Source organism: Citrobacter sp. RHBSTW-01044 (assembly GCF_013781945.1).
Lineage (GTDB): Bacteria > Pseudomonadota > Gammaproteobacteria > Enterobacterales > Enterobacteriaceae > Citrobacter > Citrobacter braakii.
In genome coordinates this window covers 4,774,438-4,792,466 of sequence record NZ_CP056180.1, presented here as the reverse complement: position 1 = coordinate 4,792,466, position 18,029 = coordinate 4,774,438, and the positions used below count along the sequence as shown (strand labels likewise).

Here is an 18,029-nt window from a genome sequence, read left to right as displayed (position 1 = left end):
ATTATCAATCTTTACACAGTGACCGATCGTCACTCCATTCCGAGTTCTTTTAACTTTCGCGTCAAGGTATTACGGCCCCAACCGAGCAGCCGTGCCGCTTCCTGTTTATGCCCCTGGGTATGGCGTAGCGCGGTGGTCAACAGCGTGCGCTCCATCTCCGGTTGAGCCTCTGAAAGCAGGTTTTGATGACCGGAACGTAATGCCCGATCCGCCCACTGTGCCAACAGGGTTGCCCAGCTGTCTGGCTGCATATGGGACGGTGCGTCAGGCACGGTGGTTTCAAACAGTTCGGTCGGTAAGTCCTGAATGAGTACTTCCTGTCCGGCGGCCATTACGGTTAACCAGCGACAGGTATTCTCAAGCTGACGCACGTTTCCCGGCCATGACAGACGGGTGAGCGCCGCCTCGGTTTCAGTGTGTAATTGCTTGGCTTCTACTCCCAGTTCGCGGGCGGCCTCCTGCAGGAAATGACGCGCCAGGCGTGGGATATCTTCCCGACGTTCGCGCAGTGGCGGCAGATGCACCCGGATGACGTTCAGGCGATGGAATAAGTCCTCACGGAATTTGCCTTCCTGCACCCGCAGTTCCAGGTTCTGGTGCGTGGCGGCGATAATACGTACGTCCACCTTCACAGGCGCATAACCGCCAACGCGGTAAAACTGTCCATCGGCTAATACGCGCAATAAACGTGTCTGCACGTCCAGCGGCATATCGCCAATTTCATCGAGGAACAGCGTGCCGCCGTCTGCCTGTTCAAAGCGCCCCTGACGAATCGTATTCGCCCCGGTAAACGCCCCTTTTTCATGGCCAAACAGCTCAGACTCGATCAAATCTTTCGGAATAGCAGCCATGTTCAGCGCGATAAACGGTGCTTTGACGCGCGGACTATGACGGTGCAACGCATGGGCGACCAGCTCTTTACCGGTCCCGGACTCTCCGTTAATCAATACGCTGATTGAAGAACGGGACAGGCGACCAATAATGCGAAAGACGTCTTGCATTGCTGGTGCTTCGCCGATGATGTCGGTTGTTGGGCCGTTGATTTGAATATTACGCGGTTGCTGCTGTTCCTGATAATGGCTGATGGCGCGTTCGACCAGCGCCACGGCTTCATCAATATCAAAAGGTTTGGGCAGATAATCAAACGCCCCTTGCTGGTAGGCGCTGACGGCAGCATCCAGATCGGAGTGTGCGGTCATTATGATGACCGGAAGCATCGGATGCCGCTGTTTGATCTGCTTTAACAGCGTCAGGCCGTCCATGCCCGGCATACGGATATCCGACAGCAGTACGTCCGGCGTTTTGCTGGCCAGCGCGTCCAGTACCTCTTTACCACTCTCAAATGTAGTGCAGCTTAGTCCTGCCCCTGCGAGCGCACGTTCAAGCACCCAACGGATGGAACTATCGTCATCAACTACCCAGACTATTCCTCGTTGCATAAACGTCACCTTTATTTCCTGATAGGCAGGTAAACCGAGAACTCGGTATGACCCGGCCAACTGGTAAATTCAATTTTGCCGGAATGTTGATCAATCAAATTACGGGCGATGGATAATCCAAGGCCGGTACCGCCTTCGCGACCGCTGACCATTGGGTAGAACAGCGTGTCCTGCAAATGCGAGGGAATTCCCGGACCGTTATCCTCAACATCAATCCGCGCCGCCAGACGATAACGCATACCGTGCAGCGTGAGCTGAAACGCGGTGCGGGTACGCAGAATAATCTCGCCGCCTTCCGGTCCCAGCGCCTGCAAAGCATTGCGCACGATGTTCAGCAAAACCTGCTCGATCTGGTCCGGGTCGTGCAGTAATTCAGGCAGACTCGGGTCGTAATCACGAATCAGCGTGACGTTTTCCGGCAGCTCCATCGAGACCAGCGCCACCACGCGCTCCGCCACTTTGTGAATACTTTCCGTGACGTGCATTCCCGGCTGTTGTGGTCCCAGCAGACGGTCGACCAGATTACGCAGGCGGTCGGCCTGCTCAATAATGACTTTGGTATATTCAGTCAGCGCCGGGTCCGGAAGCGCTTTACTGAGCAGTTGCGCCGCGCCGCGTAATCCACCCAGCGGGTTTTTAATTTCGTGCGCCAGGCCGCGCACCAGATCGCGGGCAGCAATCTGCTGGGCGTGCTGGAGCTGTTCCTGGCTCAGACGGCGCTGGTTATCCATTGGCGCCATCTCCAGCAGGATAAGGCCATCAGGCAGCCTCTGAGCGGTCACAGAGAGGATATGTGAGTGGCTATCTATCACCAGCGTCACTTCGTTATCCGTAAAGCCCTGGCCTGCTTCCAGGCTCTCTCGCATCAGCCCGATGTTTAAGGAGAAATAACTCAACAGATCGGGAAGTGGGGTACCAAACAGTTTGCGGGAGCTTTGGGCGAGCAACTGTTGTGCCGCCGGGTTGGCGTAATGTACCGCCAGCTCATCGTCGACGAGTAAGATGCTGTTGATTAAAGAATTGAGGATCTGCCCAGCATCGGGCAGCGTGCCGGTTGCCATTCAGCAGTCTCCTGAAAAGTGTTGCACCAATTTAGTGCATTATAGCTTTTTACATCAAAAAAGCGCGAGGAAGCAGGTTGTTAGTGGAGAAAAAAGCCCATCCTGGGATGGGCTAAAAGTTCCACGGCAACTTAAAGACTCTATATTTTTCTTGCTACAGCCGCGTGGGTCGCAACAAGAAATCTACGGAGTATTGGTACTAATTAAACGCTGTAGTACAGCTCAAACTCTACCGGGTGCGGAGTCATGCGCACGCGGTCATCTTCTTCGCGACGCAGCGTAATGTACGCATCGATCGCTTCATTGGTGAACACGCCGCCTGCAGTCAGGAACTCACGGTCCAGATCCAGTTCTTTCAGTGCTTCTTCCAGAGAACCAGCAACCTGTGGGATCTCTTTCGCTTCTTCCGGCGGCAGGTCGTACAGGTTTTTGTCCATGGCTTCGCCCGGGTGGATCTTGTTCTTAATACCGTCAAGACCCGCCATCAGCAGTGCTGCGAAGCACAGGTACGGGTTAGCAGCCGGGTCCGGGAAACGCACTTCGATACGACGCGCTTTCGGAGAAGCCACTACCGGAATACGGATAGAAGCAGAACGGTTACGGGCAGAGTAAGCCAGCATTACCGGCGCTTCGTAGCCTGGGACCAGACGCTTGTAAGAGTTGGTGGTTGGGTTAGCCAGCGCGTTGATCGCTTTAGCGTGTTTGATTACGCCGCCAATGTAGAACAGCGCCTGCTCAGACAGACCCGCATATTTGTCGCCAGAGAACAGGTTTACGCCGTTCTTGGACAGAGACATGTGGCAGTGCATACCGGAACCGTTATCGCCAAACATAGGTTTTGGCATAAAGGTCGCGGTTTTACCGAAACGGTGAGCGACGTTGTGAACCACATATTTGTAGATCTGAATTTCGTCCGCTTTTTTGGTCATGGTGTTAAAGCGGGTCGCGATTTCGTTCTGACCTGCGGTCGCCACTTCGTGGTGATGCGCTTCAACAACCAGGCCCATTTCTTCCATGATCAGACACATGGTAGAACGGATGTCCTGAGAAGAATCTACCGGAGGAACCGGGAAGTAACCGCCTTTCACGCCAGGACGGTGACCTTTGTTACCACCTTCGTATTTGGTGGAAGAGTTCCATGCGCCTTCGATGTCATCGATAGCCACGTGGGAACCGGAAATGGACGCGCCGAAACGGATGTCGTCAAACAGGAAGAACTCTGGCTCAGGCCCGAACAGAACGGTGTCTGCGATGCCGGTAGAACGCAGATACTCTTCAGCGCGTTTAGCGATGGAGCGCGGGTCGCGGTCGTAGCCCTGCAGCGTACCTGGTTCCAGGATATCGCAACGGATGATCAGGGTGGACTCTTCATAGAACGGGTCGATGAGTGCAGTAGACGCATCTGGCATCAGAACCATGTCTGATTCGTTAATGCCTTTCCAGCCACCGATTGAGGAGCCGTCAAACATTTTGCCTTCTTCAAAGAATTCGGCATTTACCTGATGAGCAGGAATAGTGACGTGCTGTTCTTTACCTTTGGTATCAGTGAAGCGTAAATCAACAAACTTCACTTCGTGTTCGTTCAGCATCGTCAAAACGTGTTCAGCGGACATACTTACTCTCCCGGATTGGTCATGGTCGTCGTGGTAACGAAGTCTTCAATTCTGCAAAAAATTGGCCGTGTCGCCGTAAAAAATATAAAGCGAAATCTGTGCCAACTTTTAAATTGCCCCTAAAAGGCGTTATCATGCGCACTATCGTGCAAAGGGGCTGCACCATGAAGGTTGTATTGCACCATTATAGTGCTTTAATGTGAACATTAAGCACCATATTGGTGCAAAGCATGTCAGATTACCCCTTTTAACGCTCCGTGAATGTGATCACAAAGAAACTCTGCAATACTTGTTTGCGGAGGATGTTTGTGATCCTGTTTTGTACTGCGATTAATCCGTGTACAATAACGCGCTATTTCTAAAATGCCTGAGGCAAAGTTGTGATCGAAAATTTGCGTAACATCGCCATCATCGCGCACGTAGACCATGGTAAAACGACCCTGGTAGACAAGCTGCTCCAACAATCCGGTACGTTCGATGCACGTGCTGAAACCCAAGAGCGCGTGATGGACTCCAACGATTTGGAGAAAGAGCGTGGGATTACCATCCTCGCTAAAAACACCGCTATCAAATGGAATGACTACCGTATCAACATCGTTGATACCCCAGGGCACGCCGACTTCGGTGGTGAAGTTGAACGTGTAATGTCCATGGTCGACTCCGTGCTGCTGGTGGTGGATGCAATGGATGGTCCGATGCCGCAGACGCGCTTCGTGACCAAAAAAGCCTTTGCCCATGGCCTGAAGCCAATTGTTGTTATCAACAAAGTTGACCGCCCTGGCGCGCGTCCTGACTGGGTTGTTGATCAGGTATTTGACCTGTTCGTTAACCTCGACGCTACCGACGAGCAGCTGGACTTCCCGATCGTTTACGCTTCCGCGCTGAACGGTATCGCAGGTCTGGATCACGAAGATATGGCTGAAGACATGACTCCGCTGTATCAGACCATCGTTGATCGTGTTCCGGCTCCAAGCGTAGACCTTGATGGCCCGCTGCAGATGCAAATCTCTCAGCTGGACTACAACAACTACGTTGGCGTAATCGGCATCGGCCGTATCAAACGCGGTAAAGTTAAACCGAACCAGCAGATCACTATCATTGATAGCGAAGGCAAAACCCGTAACGGTAAAGTCGGTAAAGTTCTGACCCATCTGGGTCTGGAACGTATCGAGAGTGATATTGCCGAAGCGGGCGATATCATCGCGATCACCGGTCTGGGCGAACTGAACATCTCCGACACCATCTGCGACCCGCAGAACGTCGAAGCGCTGCCGGCTCTGTCCGTTGATGAACCGACCGTAACCATGTTCTTCTGCGTAAACACCTCCCCGTTCTGTGGTAAAGAAGGTAAGTATGTTACCTCTCGTCAGATCCTTGACCGCCTGAACAAAGAGCTGGTGCACAACGTTGCGCTGCGCGTCGAAGAAACCGAAGATGCGGATGCGTTCCGTGTATCCGGTCGTGGTGAGCTGCACCTGTCTGTTCTGATCGAGAACATGCGTCGTGAAGGTTTCGAAATGGCGGTTTCCCGTCCGAAAGTAATCTTCCGCGAAATCGACGGCCGTAAGCAAGAGCCGTTCGAAAACGTAACGCTGGACGTAGAAGAGCAGCATCAGGGTTCTGTCATGCAGGCTCTGGGTGAGCGTAAAGGCGACCTGAAAAACATGAATCCAGATGGCAAAGGCCGCGTACGTCTTGACTACGTGATCCCAAGCCGTGGTCTGATCGGCTTCCGTTCAGAATTCATGACCATGACTTCCGGTACCGGTCTGCTGTACTCCACCTTCAGCCACTACGACGATGTTCGTGCGGGTGATGTGGGTCAGCGTCAGAACGGCGTACTGATCTCCAACGGCCAGGGTAAAGCAGTTGCGTTCGCACTGTTCAGCCTGCAGGACCGCGGTAAGCTGTTCCTGGGTCACGGTGCTGAAGTTTACGAAGGCCAGATCATCGGTATTCACAGCCGCTCTAACGACCTGACTGTAAACTGCCTGACCGGTAAGAAACTGACCAACATGCGTGCGTCCGGTACTGACGAAGCAACGGTTCTGGTTCCGCCGGTTAAGATGACTCTGGAGCAGGCTCTGGAATTCATCGATGACGACGAACTGGTAGAAGTTACCCCAACCTCTATCCGTATCCGTAAGCGTCACCTGACTGAAAACGATCGTCGCCGTGCAATGCGTGGCGCGAAAGAAGAGTAATTAACGCTCTTTCTCAGGTAAGCATAAAAAAGCCGCTGATTTCAGCGGCTTTTTTTATCATCAGGAGAATTAGAAGAAATACTTTGCCCCAACACGAATCTGGTTTTGTTCGCGATGATAGGGTTCAACATTGCGATCTAACCAGCGTAATTCAAGGTAGGGTAACCAGTGTTCATTGATACGATACTTAAAGGTATTGGTAATTTCCCAGTGATGATCTTTTCCATTGCTGCTATTGAAGTCATTGACTCGCATAAAATAGTGCGGTTCAAAGGTATAGGAAAACTTATCGGTAATGGTAAAGTTCCAGTAGTTGCCTATTTCATAGGTATCATTATTATCCAGCTCACCGTTTAGGTCGGTTGAACTGTAGTTATTATGGTTATATCGATTACGCACGGTAAGATTAAACCACGGAGTAAATTTATAGTTAACATCCAGATAAACAGCACCGCCTGAGCCAATACTCTTATCGTTTATTAACCCTCCAGGCTGGATTGTTAATTTATCTGTCGGTTTAAATAACGGGTACCAACCCTCTATTTCGTTATAGCCGTGTTTTAACTCATCCTTGCGTTGCATAGTGTAGGTGTTCGTAAGCATGATACCCGCACCCATATCGGAGTTATAGCCAACGCGCAGCATGACCTCCATTTGGTCGGATGCCAGGTTATATGCTTCGCGGTTTTCTACATAGGCTCCAGCGAAAGCAGAGGTTGATACCACAGAGGATAAGAGAATTATTGTCGTTAATTTTTTCATGATAAATCCATTTTTTACGCGTAGGGAGGCCGCCATCCATTGGGATGGAATAGGCGGCAATTATTTTTATACGTTTACAGCAGAGGTGTTCTTTTTATTAGTAATAGGGTCCGGTTGGATGTTGTTTTTCTTCCGTTGGCTGATTTCCTCAATAATAAAAGCAAAACGAGTTTCGTTGAGCTTATAAAAGAAGCCCATCGTGAGTGCTGCAATAATTGCAAGTCCGCAAGGCCAGAGGAAAATAAGCTGACGCAAACCGAGCAGTGTGGCATCGCTCTGGACTATATTGGGGATATAACCGATTTGCGTCAGCATGATGCCCGGCAGGAAGCCTGCGAGCGCAGCAGAAATTTTGCGAGAAAAGGTATAACCCGTATACACCGAACCTTCTGCACGGATCCCCGTTTTCCATTCGCCATAATCGACCGTATCCGGAACCAGTGCCCAGTTTAGACTGTTAACAAAAGCGGTTCCGAAGAAGGCCATGCAAGAGAACGTGACGAATAAAAATGACGTACTGCCCCAGAAAAAGTTCAGCACATCACCGATAGCCCATAGCGCCAGGCCACCGAGGTAAACCTGCTTTTTACCGAAGCGTTTTACAGCTGTGGGAACCAGCAGTACCCCAACCAGAATGCATCCCATGCTGAAGAAACCCATCCACGACAGCAGATGAATATCGTTGAGCACGTACTGGGTGTAATACACCTGGATCGCCAGCTTGATGTTGAATGCCGCCAACGTGCACAGATTGGCGACACACAGCACCAGCAGTGGAGGGTTACGGAAAATGGCGCAGAACGACTTGAGAATGCTGGGCTTATGGTGATCCGGCACGATTTCGATATAGCGTTCCTTCACACCGCTAAAGCACCACCACATGCTGAACAGTCCGCAGACGGAGAAGATCAGTGCGGCAATCAGATAACCCAGCGAAGGTGAACTAACAAATAGCGCCTGAATAGGCATAAAGCCAACAGTACACAGTAACAGGCCTACGGTAGCGCCGCCCTGACGCCAGGCGGCGAGCTGAGCTCGTTCATGCGGGTTTTTCGTGATCGCGGGCACCATCGCGCCGTAGGAGCAGTTCATCAGGCTATAGAACAGCCCGAACAGCATAAACAACACTGTCGCCAGCCCGGTTTTCACCGTTAGCGTAAAATCTGTCGCTAAAAACTGCGCGCTGGCAACGACAGCAACAGGAAATGATGCATACAAAATAAAGGGCCTGAATTTCCCTTTTGCGCCAATATTACGCCTTGAGTCCAGCAACACACCGGTCAACATATCAGTGAAAGCGGTGAAGAACTTCGCCACCAAAAAGATAATCCCACCGTAATACGGCGGCATCCCTAGTTCATCGGTATAAAATTTAAGCAGATACAGCGTACCGATACACAGCATCAAATTTGAGCCGAAGTCACCCACTCCGTAGGCGAATTTTTCACGCAGGCTCAGTTTTAGCGTTAGCGGATCATGAAAAGACATAATCGCTCCTCAATAGCGCCCCGTAGAGCGCTATTCATTATTATTATCAAACGGGTTGTTTACGCGCTTCTATCTCTTCAACGATGCGGACATACATCTTCTCGTTAAGGTTGTAGAAACAGCCCATAGCTACAATGGTGATCACCGCCAAGGCGCAGGGATAAATAAAGATCAACTGACGCAATCCTTCGACCGTACTTGCAGATTGCACCACATTGGGGACGTAGCCGATTTGCGTCAGCATCCATCCCGGGAAGAATCCTGCCAGCGCTTGTGACACTTTACGGAAGAAGGTGAAACCGGTGTATACCGTACCTTCAGAGCGTACGCCGGTACGCCATTCGCCATATTCCACGGTATCGGAGACCAACGCCCAGTTCAGGCTGTTGACGAATGCCGAGCCGAAGAACGCCAGACAAGAGAACGCGACAAAACTGACGGAGCCGCCGCCAAAGAAGTAATTAAGCAGATCGCCCGCCACCCAAATCAGCAAACCGCCGATGTAGACTTTTTTCTTGCCGAAACGTCTGACCATGCCAGGCATCAAGAAGACGCCGATGAAGATACAACCCATGCTAAAAAAGCCCATCCAGGAAAGGAGGATCGGGTCATTAAGAACGTACTGGGTGTAGTAGACCTGAATCGCCAGCTTGACGTTAAACGCGCCAAGCGTGCAAAGGTTGGCAATGCACAGAATAAACAGCGGGCGGTTACCGGCGATGGCGCGAAAGGATTGCAGCAATCCCGGTTTTTGCGCGGCATCAACGGGTTTCACTTCCACGTAACGTTCTTTTACCCCGGCATAGCAGAGCCACATAAACAGCAGGCCAAACAGAGAAAACAACGTGGCGGCGAAGATATAACCCAGCTGCGAGTTGCCTTCGATCAGGTTCATTACGGGAACAAAACCGACGGTACACAGCAACAGACCAAGGGTTGCGCCACCTTGCCGCCAGGCGGCAAGCGACGCGCGTTCGTCAGGATTTTTCGTAATCGCGGGAACCATCGCACCATAAGAGCAGTTCATCATGCTGAAAAACAATCCGTACAGCATAAACAGCACCGTTGCCATGACCGTTTTACCGGTTACTTCAAACGGTGTACCGACAAAGTTTGCAATCGCCAGCAAGGTAACCGGAAATGCGGCATAAAGAACGAACGGACGGAATTTTCCCTTCGGGCCAATTTTGCGACGGGAATCAAGCATAATCCCGGTGCCCATATCGGTAAACGCGGTAAAAAACTTGGCGATGAGGAAAATGATACCGCCATAAGTTCCAGGTAAACCAAGGACATCGGTATAAAACTTGAGTAAATAGAGCGTACCAATATCCAGCAGGATATTGGAGCCTAAATCCCCCATCCCATAGGCGAGTTTTTCTTTGAACGGCAAGCGTAGGGTTGCCGGATTAGAGGAAGTCTGACTCATTATTATTCTCCATGTGCCCGCGAGTTTCCCCACGGGCGAGCCGCATTAGATGTTGCGTAAAGTAGCAAACAGTGACGCCCATTCACTCTTCGCGCGATAAAACACCGGAGGCTTGCCAATAGGCGCATCCACGGTAATTTCACCGCCCTGGTAAGTTTCCCCGGTCCAGATGTTGACCCAGCTATCCTCCGGCAGATACAGAGTCCAGTTTTGCTGGCCTTGTTCGTGAACCGGCGCAACCAACACATCCTGTCCCAGCAGGTACTGATATTTCAGGGTGTAGGTCCGTGCATCGTCTTCGTAATGTAGGAATAGCGGACGCATCACCGGCAGGCCGGTAGCGCTGTTTTGTGCGACTGCCTGTTTCAGATACGGTTTAAGGGTGGTAAAGACGGTGGTCATACGAGCAAAGTGGGCGATGGTTTCAGCATCACCATCAAACTGCCAGTTATCGCCAGGGCGGTTACCTTCGTGGGTGCGCATCATCGGCGTGAAGGCGCTAAAGTCACACCAGCGCAGCAGCAGCTCTTTGCTGCGTTTCATTTCAAATAGGGTGGTGTAGCCGCCGATATCGCTGTGGTGCAGACCATGACCGCTCATCGCCAGTGACAGCGCAGCAGGCACGACCGAGGCCAGACCGTCGTCAAGGCTCCAGTCAACGTTCTGATCGCCTGCCCACATCATGGTGGAGTATTTCTGGCTGCCGGTGTAACCCGCACGCATAAAGAACAGGATCTCGCCGAGCTTGCCAGTCTCCTGTAACGCTTCGTAGTTACATTTCGCCCACAGCGCAGGCCAGGCGTTATGCATAATTTCAGCGCTAATGCCATTGTGCAGGTAAGTGTCGGTTGGCAGGTATTCGCCAAAGTCGGCCATCCAACCGCCGCATCCCAGCTCAATCATGTTCTTTTTGATGACTTCTTTGAACCAGGCGTAGGCTTCAGGGTTGGTCAGGTCCACCACGCCGCCGTAAAACTCGCCAAACTCAACCAGATAGTCAGCGCCAGAGGCATCTTTCGCCAGATAACCGTGCGCAGCCGCTTCAGCGCAGAGATCTTTATCGCTGGCGACGTACGGGTTGATGTAGGAGAGGAATTGCACGCCTTCTTCTTTCCACTGCTTAATACGGCTATCCAACTGAGGATAGTTGTCGCTGTTCCACTTCCAGTTCCACATCACGCGTTTGCCAAAGGAGGTCATGCGGATCCCGGACCAGTCCTGCGCCCAGATGCCGTTTACTTTCACGCCTGCGTTACGCATGGTGTCCAGTTTGTTCTGGCAAACCTCAGTACCGCCTTGAATACCGAGCGTGACGCCATCGTAGATCCAGTCCGGCAGCTCCGGCTGGCGTCCTAACAGCGCGGTCAGTTTTTCCAGTAAAGAGATGTAGGTGTCAGCGCATTCAAATCGTAGGGTGGTTTTGTCCTCCCACAATGCCAGTTCGTGATACTCCGGCGCGCTGAAGTCGAAATTCATATAGCAGCTGTTATCAATGTGGCAGTAGTACTTCTGCGTGCTGACGAAGGTCGGCTGCGGGAAAAAGGTCCAGTAGTAGTCACCACCGGCATTTTCTTTGCAGTCTGCCTGCCAGGTGACATAGCTATTTTTGTTACGGCCCACGCCCTGTTCGCTGGTCCACAGTGGGAACGGTTTACCGCGTAAGTCGAAATAAGAGAACTGTTCACCGCAGCCGTAAATATGATCGTCCGGGTTGGCAGCCAGACGCAGCCAGATGCGGTTATGGCTGAGATCATCGTTGTGCAGATCCAGCTTCAGGCGACCCTGTTCATCGATGGAGATGTGCAGCGTGGCGTTGATGGTGTTACCGCGACTGAAATGCACCTGCCAGCCGTCAGGCGACTCGCTGACCGTGGCGTCGGTCAGGGCAATCTTCTCATTGAGTTTGTCTTTAATGCTGAAGTTGCCGCGGAACATATCAATATCGGCAACGCCAGCGCCGATCCACAGGCAGGGGGTTTCTGTGCTGTGACGTAAAATCAGGCGCTGGTGGTATGTCAGCGTAAAGCCATTCTGTAACGTCGTTAGTTCTAAAGCGGTTGACCGTTGTTGTAGCGAATTCATTATCGTCTCCGTAAAAATAGGGTAATTCGGTAATTTTTGTTTTGGGATAAGGTTATTCGGCACCGATTAAAAAATGCATCCGATGCATCTCGCCGGGTGCCAGAGAGATAAGACTGATGCCTGAATTAAAGGCATCTGGCGGGCAGGTCATGGGTTCTACGGCAATCCCCAGACGGTGTAATTTCTCGCCGCTGTAAATCTGTAGCCACGGCTGGTCGCAACGTAAGTACGTCGTCATATTTTTCGTTGCACTGAACATGCTGACTTCCCATTCACGCCCGGACACAGGGGTTTTAAAGGTGTGATCGATCTGCGTTGCAGCGACAGGGCGCGGCGTGGTGAAATTCAGCGCGGTATTCTCAACGCGATGCGTTTCCAGGGTATCAATGTCAAAGACCTCATCTGTCGGAAGAGTGAGCGTACAGCTATCTATCTTCTCAAGACCACAGGTCAAATAGGGATGAGCGCCAGAACCATAAGGCGCTGATTCATCACCAATATTCAGCGTAGTAATAAAAATGTGCAGACCGCTTATTGCATCAAGGCGATATGTTGTTTCAACCAGTAATGAAAAGGGATAACCATAAGAGGGCGGCAGAAAAATCATCAGCGACACTTCCGATGCCGACTGCTGGTTAATCTGCCAGTCCCGCCAGGCCAACAGCCCATGAATGGCGGTATGCGAAATAGGGTCGTTAACGGCAAGCTGGAAGGTCTTGCCGTTATGTTGATAGCAGCCGTCTGCAACGCGGTTTGGCCATGGGACTAACACTTTTCCTAAATGCGCCTGCGGCATCTCTTCCGGCTTATGTGGAATAACGATGTGACGCCCACGATGCATCAATTCTGCCAGCCCAGCGCCAACCGTGACGATTTTCGCCTCGTAGTGTCCGGCCTGAAGATGAATGGTTTTTCCACCACTATGCATGGCTGCTATCCTTGTGACTTATTTGGCGTTGATATCCAGAAGACCGGCAGCAACCGCCGGAGCAAGGCCCGGAGCCAGCGGTAGACGCGGGATTACCAGGCAGTGCAGCAGGTGATAAATGTCCTGCTTACCGTCCCAGACTTTGGTGGTCACTTTGTTATCGGTGTCCAACTCCTGCCACCATGAACCGGTCTCGTAGTCCATCAGATAGGTGATGCAGTAATCCCACCACTTCTGGTACCAGGCTTCGTACTGGCTGTCGCCGGTGAGGGTATACAAGGCATAGGCGGTACCCATGGCTTCGACTATCGGCCAACGCACTCTTTCGCGAACGATTGGTTTACCGTCCCAGTCCACCGAATAGACAAAACCATCCGCACCGTCCGGTGCCCAGGCATCACGGATGGTGGCGTGGAACAAGCCTTTGGCATCTTCCAGCAGCCAGGCGGGAGGCGTTTCGAAGCGGGCTTCCAACGCGGCATGCAGATGCAGCATCAGACGGCCCCATTCGATCCAGTGGCCCGGCGTGCCGCCGTATGCGCGGAAACGGTGAGCAGGGTTATCCTTGTTGTAATCGCGGATTGGGTTCCACTGTGAATCGAAGTGCTCGTTGACGCGATACTCCCCGCTGCGGGCCACGTCGTGAATAATCACCGAAGCAATTCGCAGTGCGCGATCGAGCCATTTACGGTCATGGGTAACGTCATAAACGATCAGGAAAGCCTCGACCGCGTGCATGTTGGCGTTACCGCCACGGTAATCTTCCGTCTGGCTGAAGGCTTCGTCCCAGGACTCCAGGCACATCTGCTCGTCTTCGCTCCAGAAGTACTTTTCAATCACCTCGATGGCGTCATCCAGCAATTGTCTGGCCTGTGGATGACCGGTAGTGACCGCGCTTGCCGCGCCGAGCAAGACGAAGAAATGCTGATAACCCTGCTTGGAGGCGTCCATCACGCCTTCGTCATTTACGCAGGCGTACCAACCGCCGTAGCGTGTGTCGCGTAGCGCACCGTTCAGCGCTTTAATGCCGTGATCGACGAGTTGGTATGCGCCAGGCCTACCCATTGACGCGGCAACGGAGTAGACGTGCAGCATGCGGGCGGTGATCCACAGATGTGTCCCCATATCTGCTCTGACCTGACCACTGTTTCCCAGCCAGCCAAATCCGGTAGGTACCGCAGCGTTCTTACCAAAGTTAAAGATGCGGTCTGTTTCCTGCTCCAGCCAGCGGTTGTGGCTTAGGGTGTTAAACCATTTCATTCTGAGATCCTCTTAGCGCCGGGCCATCATTTCATCGACGATATCGCCCAGACGCTGCAACTTAGGTGCGGAAACATCACGCAGCATCAGTTCGGTATCCGGCAGGCCAACCACGGATGACCAGACCGCACGTCCGGCCAGGAAGCCGGATGCGCCAGCGGTCATTGCTACGCTGACCGCGCGTGGGAACAGTTTTTCATCCACACCGGAGGAGAGAATGACCCACGGCATGTTGATGTTTTCATTCAGGCGCTGAGAGGCGCTAAGCAGCTCTTGTTGGGTTCCTTTGCCGTACAGAGGCATTTCGACCTTGTAGAGATCGGCACCGCTATCACCCAGTTCTTTCGCGGCATCGATAATGGCTTGTTCACGATCGAACTTATCGCCACGACGTGGTGGGCGAACAACCGGCTCGATGATGCTCAGCAGGCCATTGGAATGGCACAGTTCATTGAATTCTCCCACCATATCAAGACGTTGTTGGGCATCTTCATCGCTACGCCACAGCACCAGCAGTTTGAGGGCCTTGGCACCATCTTGCTTCACGGTCTGCGGGTTGATTTTTTTATCAATCACCACGCTATCGACCGGAATACCGTTACCCGGAATGAACTCATCAGCGGCCACAATCATGGCGCAGCTTTTGGCGACCGCGTTTTGCTCTACAACCTGGCGGTAGCAGAACTGCTGATCGACCAGAATGGCGGAGGCATAGGGGGAAAGGATCTTCGCCGCATTGACTTTGAAATCAGTCAGCACGCTGTCATTGACCGGGGATTTTGCACCCGCGGCGGCAAACATTAAGCGCATGGCTTCGCGCTGATCGACCGCCAGCATGGCAAACCCGCCGGAAGCTCGGGTGATATCTTTCAGGGTGTACTTGGTCATTGTTCAGTCCTTTTACTTATCAAAGTTGGGAATTCAGTCCGGCAGATGCCCGAACCTGCTCGAGTATTGCGGTCCAGTCTTCCCGGCCACGGCCAGCGGCGCGTGCCTGGTTATAGACTTCGCGGGAAGCGGCGCCGAGCGGCATCGGCACGTGCAATTGGTTGGCAACGTCCAGGGCGATGCCAAGATCCTTGTGAGCTAAATCGATCATGAAAGCCGGGGAAAGATCGCCTTTCAGCACTTTGTTCGGCCAGGAGGTAGTAAAGTGGCCTTTTCCGGCGGGGGTGCCGCTCATGACTTGCAAAGCCACATCGAAGGAGAGACCAAGTGCCTCGCACAACACGGCGGCTTCGGCAGAGAGGGCGTTTAGCGCGATACTCATGTAGTTGTTGATGAGCTTCACGCGGATCCCCATGCCGGGACCACCTGCATTGATCAATTCATTACCCATCGCCATCAGAAACGGTGTGGCGCGTTCTACCTGCTCTGCCGTTCCACCTGCCAGCAGCAACAGCGTTCCCGCTATGGCGTGATCGGAGGTGCGTCCAACCGGGCAATCCATCATATCGAAGCCTTTGGCACGCATATCGGCGATGAGTTTATCGGTTTGCAGTGGGTGAATAGTCGACATATCAATTACTAACGCCTGCTGTGAGAGGCTTTCGCAAATACCCTGCTCGCCGAACAATACGCTGCGCACCAGATCGCCGTTTGGCAGCATGGTGATGACAAATTCTGCACCTTTTGCTGCCTGAGCCGGGCTACTGGCAGGCTGTGCTCCTTTTTCCACCAGGCGCTGAACGGCATCCGGGTTAACGTCAAAGACGCTGAGTTGATGACCCTGCTTCAGCAAGTTGCTCGCCATGGGTGAACCCATCTGACCTAATCCGATAAATGCTATAACTGCCATAACGTTCTCCTGAGACGTGGATGTCATTTTTTGTCATTTAAGGTCGTTTGTTTCTGTCTGTTTTTGATCGTATTTGTAATTTATGGTCAAAAAATTGACAGCCGTCACTTTTTAAACATTTTGTGAAATTAAAATGATCCCATCTTGAAACGCCTAAGGAACGACCATGATTCGTATTGCTTGTGTAGGTATTGCCGTGATGGATCGCATCTATTACGTGGAAGGTTTACCGACTGAAGGAGGTAAGTATGTGGCGAAGCGTTATACGGAAGTGGGCGGCGGGCCTGCTGCAACGGCCGCAGTGGCTGCAGCGAAGCTGGGCGCGCAGGTGGACTTTATTGGCCGTGTGGGCGATGACGACACCGGAAATAGCTTGCTGGCGGAGCTGGAGTCCCTGGGGGTAAATACCCGCTATTCCCGGCGCTACGCGGGGGCGAAGTCTTCACAATCGGCAATTATGGTTGATGCGCAAGGGGAACGGATTATCGTTAACTATCCCAGCCCGGATTTACTGCATGATGCTGACTGGCTCAATGAGATCGATTTTACCCAGTGGGATGTGGTGTTGGCGGATGTTCGCTGGCACGAAGGGGCCAGGCAGGCGTTCACATTGGCACGTCGGGCGGGAGTGATGACGGTACTGGATGGTGACGTAACGCCACAAGATATCCGCGAGCTGGTGGCGTTAAGCGATCATGCTGCGTTTTCTGAACCCGGTCTGGCGCGTTTAACCGGGATAAACGATCCTGAAGCCGGACTGAAACAAGCACAAACGCTCACAAATGGTCACGTGTATGTAACGCGGGGCAGTGCAGGCTGCGACTGGATAAAAAATAATACGTTGCAGCATCAATCTGGATTTAAAGTCGACGTTGTTGACACAACGGGGGCGGGGGATGTTTTCCATGGTGCGCTCGCGTTTAGCCTGGCCGGCGGCGACCTCCCGGAAGAGGCCGTCAGGTTCGCCAGCGGGGTTGCTGCGCTAAAATGTACGCGTCCGGGAGGAAGGGCCGGAATCCCTGACTGTGATCAAACCCGATCTTTTCTGTCACTTTTTGTATAAAATGCCAGGGCAATGGTTTTTCGAGGAAATTTCATGAGTCTTACCGAACTGACCGGTAACCCGCGACACGATCAACTGCTTATGCTGATTAGCGAGCGCGGTTATATGAATATCGACGAGCTGGCCAGCCTGCTGGACGTGTCCACGCAGACCGTGCGTCGTGATATTCGTAAACTCAGCGAGCAGGGATTAATTACGCGTCATCATGGTGGCGCGGGCAGAGCCTCCAGCGTGGTGAATACGGCGTTTGAGCAGCGTGAAGTCTCCTGGACGGAGGAGAAAAAAGCCATCGCGGAAGCGGTGGCGGACTACATTCCCGATGGGTCAACGGTGTTTATTACCATTGGCACCACCGTTGAGCAGGTGGCCCGCTCGCTGTTAAACCATAATCATTTGCGCATTATCACCAACAGTCTGCGCGTGGCGCACATTCTTTATAACAATCCACGTTTTGAAGTCATGGTGCCGGGGGGAACGTTACGCCCGCACAACAGTGGCATCATTGGTCCTTCTGCCTCGGCATTTGTCGCTGATTTTCGGGCCGACTACCTGGTAACCAGCGTTGGCGCGATCGAAAGTGATGGCGCGCTGCTGGAGTTTGATGTCAATGAAGCCAGCGTGGTGAAAACGATGATGTCGCACTCAAGACACATTCTGCTGGCAGCGGATCATACGAAATATACGGCTTCTGCCGCGGTAGAAATTGGTAACGTCTCTCAGGTGACCGCGCTGTTTACCGATGAATACCCAGGTCCCGCATTGCATAATTTACTCCAGTCACAACAGGTTGAAATTGTGCAGGTGAGTCCTTCACAAGATGATGCTCTGGCCGTGTAATTCCTCAGATGATGGCTCGATAAGTTCGAAGCCATCACTCTCACATAGTCAAACTTCTCCTTTCC

At 52.4% G+C, this 18,029-nt stretch carries 14 protein-coding genes; 3 read left to right on the top strand and 11 right to left on the bottom strand.

Translation table 11 applies throughout. The features are described 5' to 3' along the window. Positions 1 to 29: 29 nt before the first annotated feature. The 3 genes from glnG to glnA form a co-directional block, all read right to left on the bottom strand. Positions 30 to 1,439: a nitrogen regulation protein NR(I) gene (glnG, locus tag HV352_RS22835; protein ID WP_047357802.1), complete on the bottom strand. Its 1,410-nt coding sequence runs from the start codon at positions 1,437 to 1,439 to the stop codon at positions 30 to 32. Positions 1,440 to 1,450: 11 nt separating this feature from the next. Beyond that, positions 1,451 to 2,500, bottom strand: coding sequence for a nitrogen regulation protein NR(II) (gene glnL / locus HV352_RS22830; protein ID WP_016155163.1), 1,050 nt, complete (start codon positions 2,498 to 2,500; stop codon positions 1,451 to 1,453). A gap of 203 nt (positions 2,501 to 2,703) precedes the next feature. Continuing rightward, positions 2,704 to 4,113: a glutamate--ammonia ligase gene (gene glnA / locus HV352_RS22825; protein WP_003028638.1), complete on the bottom strand. Its 1,410-nt coding sequence runs from the start codon at positions 4,111 to 4,113 to the stop codon at positions 2,704 to 2,706. A 380-nt stretch (positions 4,114 to 4,493) separates the two neighbouring features. On the opposite strand from glnA, the gene typA reads away from it, so the two are divergent. Further along, the gene (typA, locus tag HV352_RS22820; RefSeq protein WP_008786988.1) at positions 4,494 to 6,317 is read left to right on the top strand and encodes a ribosome-dependent GTPase TypA; all 1,824 of its coding nucleotides are present in this window, start codon (positions 4,494 to 4,496) and stop codon (positions 6,315 to 6,317) included. A gap of 69 nt (positions 6,318 to 6,386) precedes the next feature. Here the strand turns inward: typA and ompL are convergent, their stop codons facing one another. From ompL to yihU, 8 genes are all read right to left on the bottom strand, one after another. Continuing rightward, entirely contained in the window at positions 6,387 to 7,079 is a 693-nt protein-coding gene (ompL, locus tag HV352_RS22815; RefSeq protein ID WP_019077945.1) for a porin OmpL, read from the bottom strand. Positions 7,080 to 7,145: 66 nt separating this feature from the next. Then, positions 7,146 to 8,567 (bottom strand): MFS transporter, encoded by a 1,422-nt coding sequence (locus tag HV352_RS22810; RefSeq protein WP_019077944.1) that lies wholly within the window; start codon positions 8,565 to 8,567, stop codon positions 7,146 to 7,148. A gap of 46 nt (positions 8,568 to 8,613) precedes the next feature. After that, positions 8,614 to 9,996: an MFS transporter gene (locus HV352_RS22805; RefSeq protein ID WP_016155166.1), complete on the bottom strand. Its 1,383-nt coding sequence runs from the start codon at positions 9,994 to 9,996 to the stop codon at positions 8,614 to 8,616. Between the two features lie 45 nt (positions 9,997 to 10,041). Continuing rightward, on the bottom strand, positions 10,042 to 12,078 hold the full coding sequence (locus HV352_RS22800; protein WP_181635101.1) for an alpha-glucosidase: 2,037 nt from the start codon (positions 12,076 to 12,078) through the stop codon (positions 10,042 to 10,044). A gap of 52 nt (positions 12,079 to 12,130) precedes the next feature. Next, on the bottom strand, positions 12,131 to 13,006 hold the full coding sequence (locus HV352_RS22795; protein ID WP_149382143.1) for an aldose-1-epimerase: 876 nt from the start codon (positions 13,004 to 13,006) through the stop codon (positions 12,131 to 12,133). Between the two features lie 18 nt (positions 13,007 to 13,024). After that, positions 13,025 to 14,266, bottom strand: a complete 1,242-nt coding sequence (gene yihS, locus HV352_RS22790; protein WP_016155169.1) for a sulfoquinovose isomerase — start codon at positions 14,264 to 14,266, stop codon at positions 13,025 to 13,027. Positions 14,267 to 14,278: 12 nt separating this feature from the next. Next, the gene (gene yihT / locus HV352_RS22785; RefSeq protein ID WP_049282318.1) at positions 14,279 to 15,154 is read right to left on the bottom strand and encodes a sulfofructosephosphate aldolase; all 876 of its coding nucleotides are present in this window, start codon (positions 15,152 to 15,154) and stop codon (positions 14,279 to 14,281) included. Between the two features lie 19 nt (positions 15,155 to 15,173). Further along, positions 15,174 to 16,064, bottom strand: coding sequence for a sulfolactaldehyde 3-reductase (gene yihU / locus HV352_RS22780; protein ID WP_019077940.1), 891 nt, complete (start codon positions 16,062 to 16,064; stop codon positions 15,174 to 15,176). Positions 16,065 to 16,230: 166 nt separating this feature from the next. On the opposite strand from yihU, the gene HV352_RS22775 reads away from it, so the two are divergent. Both HV352_RS22775 and HV352_RS22770 read left to right on the top strand, forming a co-directional pair. Continuing rightward, a complete protein-coding gene (locus HV352_RS22775) occupies positions 16,231 to 17,127 on the top strand; it encodes a sugar kinase (RefSeq protein WP_104651901.1) in 897 nt (298 codons plus the stop codon). 33 nt (positions 17,128 to 17,160) lie between these two features. Beyond that, complete coding sequence (locus tag HV352_RS22770) at positions 17,161 to 17,964, top strand: DeoR/GlpR family DNA-binding transcription regulator (protein ID WP_016155173.1); 804 nt, start codon at positions 17,161 to 17,163, stop codon at positions 17,962 to 17,964. Positions 17,965 to 18,029 lie beyond the last annotated feature (65 nt).

Coding starts and splice junctions, on each gene's coding strand:
- HV352_RS22795 (WP_149382143.1), bottom strand. CDS start 13,006: ATGCATAGTGGTGGAAAAACCATTCATCTTCAGGCCGGACACTACGAG.
- HV352_RS22770 (WP_016155173.1), top strand. CDS start 17,161: ATGAGTCTTACCGAACTGACCGGTAACCCGCGACACGATCAACTGCTT.
- glnA (WP_003028638.1), bottom strand. CDS start 4,113: ATGTCCGCTGAACACGTTTTGACGATGCTGAACGAACACGAAGTGAAG.
- yihS (WP_016155169.1), bottom strand. CDS start 14,266: ATGAAATGGTTTAACACCCTAAGCCACAACCGCTGGCTGGAGCAGGAA.
- yihT (WP_049282318.1), bottom strand. CDS start 15,154: ATGACCAAGTACACCCTGAAAGATATCACCCGAGCTTCCGGCGGGTTT.
- HV352_RS22805 (WP_016155166.1), bottom strand. CDS start 9,996: ATGAGTCAGACTTCCTCTAATCCGGCAACCCTACGCTTGCCGTTCAAA.
- glnL (WP_016155163.1), bottom strand. CDS start 2,500: ATGGCAACCGGCACGCTGCCCGATGCTGGGCAGATCCTCAATTCTTTA.
- HV352_RS22800 (WP_181635101.1), bottom strand. CDS start 12,078: ATGAATTCGCTACAACAACGGTCAACCGCTTTAGAACTAACGACGTTA.
- HV352_RS22775 (WP_104651901.1), top strand. CDS start 16,231: ATGATTCGTATTGCTTGTGTAGGTATTGCCGTGATGGATCGCATCTAT.
- ompL (WP_019077945.1), bottom strand. CDS start 7,079: ATGAAAAAATTAACGACAATAATTCTCTTATCCTCTGTGGTATCAACC.
- HV352_RS22810 (WP_019077944.1), bottom strand. CDS start 8,567: ATGTCTTTTCATGATCCGCTAACGCTAAAACTGAGCCTGCGTGAAAAA.
- glnG (WP_047357802.1), bottom strand. CDS start 1,439: ATGCAACGAGGAATAGTCTGGGTAGTTGATGACGATAGTTCCATCCGT.
- yihU (WP_019077940.1), bottom strand. CDS start 16,064: ATGGCAGTTATAGCATTTATCGGATTAGGTCAGATGGGTTCACCCATG.